This is a genomic window from Nitrosomonas communis (assembly GCF_900114745.1).
In the GTDB taxonomy this organism is placed as follows: domain Bacteria; phylum Pseudomonadota; class Gammaproteobacteria; order Burkholderiales; family Nitrosomonadaceae; genus Nitrosomonas; species Nitrosomonas communis_A.
In genome coordinates, this window is sequence record NZ_FOUB01000141.1 from 1 (window position 1) to 3,587 (window position 3,587).

Consider the following 3,587-nt stretch of genomic DNA (forward strand, 5'->3'; position numbering starts at 1 on the left):
CTTTTTTACAGTTTTACTCTTCTTTTCCTTTTTCACCTTCTTTGGCATTGGCCTGGAATTCATCGTGATACTTGAATTTAGGCTCACCCACAAACACACCATCGAGTTTGAAGTGCTCGTGCATGGCCTTCACATCTTTGACCATTTTATCAAAGTCAAAGGCGTATTTTGGATCCACCTCCGGGGTAAACGGAGTGTAAGGCGGTTTCGCATCTTTCCAGGGTGATCCTTCATAGTTCAAGTGACAGGCATTACAGCTTTCTTCAAACGCAAAGTCTTGTCCCTTGTCTGCCAGGGTTTTACGCGGAGTGGTCTTGTTTGATTTCTCAAACGCTTGTCCGGCCTTGCGGTGATCGCCACGGTAATTTTTGCCCGGTCCATGACAGGATTCACAGCCTACCCCTGTCAGCGGTTTCTTCGGAGCCTCAATAGTATAGCCGCCTGTTTTGCCAAATCCGTCGACATGACAGCCTACGCAGTCTTTATCTTGGGTATAGTCTTTCGCAGGATCCAGTTTGGCTTTGACTTTAGCTTCCTTTTTGGTATTCGGTTTGAGCGATTCCATCGCCTTGGCATGGGCGGTGTCTTTCCATGATTTGGCTTGCGATTTGTGACAGTTGCTACATTTGGTGCGACCTTCAAATGGGGCGTCTGAGGCGGCCATAGCACCGCCTGTCATGAATGCAAACATTGCTGCGATAGCAACGGCATAGGCTGTAATGTACTTCATGTTCTCTCCTCTTTTCTATTTGGGTCTTGAATATAATCTAGCTAACCGTCATTGTACGCGATCACCAGATTGTGTAAATGGTTTTGATGCGGTCAGGGGTATTGCTCTTTATGGCAGCTTGTATACCCAGTATCCCCCCTGTTGATAAACGAGTTGGACCGCTTTCAGGTTCAGTGGTGGCTCTTTCTCAGTAAAAGGCAGCAGGTGCGCCATGAGGGTGTCCGTGCTTGGCTCGTCTGCCAGGAAGAATACCCGAATGTCGCGATCAGATAGTGATTGCAGCGTATAGGTGCTGTAATCATGTTCTTTCATCTCGACTTTCATGTGGTTGATTAGCCCATGGATATTGCCGGTCAGGGCAAAGTTTTTGTACGCCACTCCGAATTTGTCCGGGTGCAGCAGCCCTAATTTGTATAAGTCAGAGACATGAACCACGAGGTAGGCTTCCTGGTCGGTGCCAATCAATTCCCGTAGTTTGGCTGCGCCTGCTTCGGGTGGTTGCAGCAGTGCTTCAGTAAAGCGACGGAACTGGTCTCGCTCTTGTGCGGTGGGGACACTGTGCGAAATGTCGCTTTCATAGGCACGGATGGGGTCGCTTTGCTCCTGCCAGTGTGCCGGAATGATGAGCGGTTCGGTTAAGTGCGCGTTAAATAAGGTGTTGCGCTCGGAGAGCAAGTGTATTTGACGCGAGGTATCCCACCAGGCAAGGATGAGGGCGTCTTGCGAGGCGTATTTGCCGATAGCACTGGCTAATGCGCTCAGTTCCGAAGGTTTGCGCTCCAGGGTGATCAGCGGTTCTCCTGTGCGATTTTCCCAGTTGAGGAGCACCGGGGCTGCTTTTTCTCGTTGCCCAAAATAGGCAAGCGCAATGGGTTGGTCTTTTTCGGCTACGCGGATTTCATATTTGCTGATCTTGAGAGTCGGCCAGGCTTCCAGTTCGAGTTCTGGAAATTTGTTCGCTTCCCCTTCTGCGGCCAGCTGGTATTGATAGGGGGCTGTCTGCGGGGTCAGCCATAGATAAGCAAACCAGATGAGTAAAATGAAACCTCCCGTTACGAGCGTGGTGCCTAGTAACGGGAGGAGCTTGTCCAGCCAGCGCCCCCCACGGGGGCGCTGTTTGTCATTTGCAGTACTCAAGCTTCGTTTTGCTTACGTTTACGCCAGCCGATCAGTGCGAGCGTGCCTGCCAGCAGCAGGCCGCCGCCCAGTCCGCCCAGTGAGATTTTTTCACTGGTGCTGTTCAGGTCCAGCAGACTGGTTTTGGTTCCTTCCAGTTTGTTGACGCGTTCTTGCAAGGCAACCATTTCACGCAGTCTGGTGTGTTCGTCTTGAATTTCAACATAGGCGCGATTCATTGGACCCCAGCCTTCAGTATAGGTCCAGCCACCAGGGTTGACGTGGGCAAAGCCTACGTGCATCTTGGCGAGGTCGTTTTCAGCCATTTCGAGCACCTTGAGTTCCATCGAGGCCGGGTTGTTGCCTTTTGACCAGAATAGCTGGGTGAATTGGCCAAAGCCTGGTTTGTCCGGTGCAGGCGGGTTCGGACGATTGGTTTTTTGGCCGGTCAGCAGACCTTCATCGTAGAGTTTCTTGACGATGTCATGGGCTTCCTGGTATTTGGCCAGGCCTTCCAAGGTGCCTTTGTCCATGAGTTCCAGGTAGGTGCGTGCAAAACGTTCCGAGTGACATTGACTACAGGTGGCTGCCCAGGAGTCGAGTCGTTTTTCTGACCATTCGCTGGTGATGTTTTCAGCCACACCGGGCACAAAGGGATAGTTGGCCCAGCGTACTTTTCTGACCATGTTGTGGGCATATTCGCCTTCATATTCCATGTGGCAGCTGGCACAGGTCGGAGCACTTTGCCCCCCTTTTTCAAAGGCGTCTTTGAGAGGAACGTCCCAGTTCCATTTGTCGCCCATCATGGCGGTGACTTTGCCGTGTTTGGACATGGAGTAGGCTTCCCAGTTGTTGTGGTCTACCCCGCTGTGGCAGGTCGCACAGGCTTCCGGTTTACGGGATTCTGCCGCGGAGAATTCATGTCGGGTATGGCAGCCATCACATTTGTTCTGGTTGTAATGGCACATGGAGCAGCCCTCAGCCACTTCGCGCTGCGGCATGGCCGCCCAGACGGTGGTTTCGATGTTGGCTTTCCAGTCCAGTGCATGGGAGGGACGCCCTTCCGGCCATTGTCCATTCGGGAAAATCATGGTGTCGCGTTCCGATTCACGCTCGGCAAATTCGCGCAGGTGACAGGTGCCGCATGTGTCTGCGGTCGGCATGATGATGTCTTTGGTGTGATCCGCTTTCTTCTTGGCGTTCACTTCGACGTGGCAGTCGATACAGCCGACTTCCTTCAGATTTTCCTTGGCACCCAGTTTGCCGAGTGAACGCAGGTTGTTTTCGACTTCTTCCAGCTTTTCCTTTTTGTAATATTTCGGATCTTCTGCTTTCAGTTTACGTACTTCGTCCAGGTTGGCATGCGTGCTGCGTTTCCAGGCTTGTACCCACACCGGTGATTCGTCGGAGTGACATTCGACGCATTCTTTACGCGTGACGACTTCCTTCACCGATGAAGGGGGTTTGTAAAAGGTGGTCGGGTCCAAATACATACTATAGGGAATCGGCTCCCAGTATTCAGCCATCGTGCCACGCCCGGCCCCTTGCGCAGGATCCTTGTAGCGCTTGACCAGCGCGTCGTAAGTCTCCTTCGGCGTTGCCTTGCTACGATCCAAATTCAATGCCTTGTATGTCTCATCCGGCACGGTCGACAGGTTCGCATGCAGTGCTCCCGCAAACATTACTCCACAGGCTATCGCTAGCCCCTTCAGCCATTTTCTGGCATTCATTCCTCTCTCCT

At 52.2% G+C, this 3,587-nt stretch carries 3 protein-coding genes; all 3 read right to left on the bottom strand.

Annotated elements, in window-relative coordinates; translation table 11 throughout:
- Positions 1-13: 13 nt before the first annotated feature.
- Positions 14-730, bottom strand: a complete 717-nt coding sequence (gene cycA / locus BM122_RS20690) for a cytochrome c-550 CycA (protein ID WP_074907497.1) — start codon at positions 728-730, stop codon at positions 14-16.
- A gap of 108 nt (positions 731-838) precedes the next feature.
- Positions 839-1,867, bottom strand: a complete 1,029-nt coding sequence (gene haoB, locus BM122_RS20695; RefSeq protein WP_143083583.1) for a hydroxylamine oxidation protein HaoB — start codon at positions 1,865-1,867, stop codon at positions 839-841.
- On the bottom strand, positions 1,864-3,528 hold the full coding sequence (locus tag BM122_RS20700; RefSeq protein ID WP_371264966.1) for a multiheme c-type cytochrome: 1,665 nt from the start codon (positions 3,526-3,528) through the stop codon (positions 1,864-1,866). Before BM122_RS20700 ends, haoB begins: the two co-directional genes overlap by 4 nt.
- Positions 3,529-3,587: the final 59 nt, after the last annotated feature.

Excerpts from the sequence above, each read along its gene's own strand:
- BM122_RS20700 (WP_371264966.1), bottom strand. The coding sequence starts at position 3,528 with ATGTTTGCGGGAGCACTGCATGCGAACCTGTCGACCGTGCCGGATGAG.
- cycA (WP_074907497.1), bottom strand. The coding sequence starts at position 730 with ATGAAGTACATTACAGCCTATGCCGTTGCTATCGCAGCAATGTTTGCA.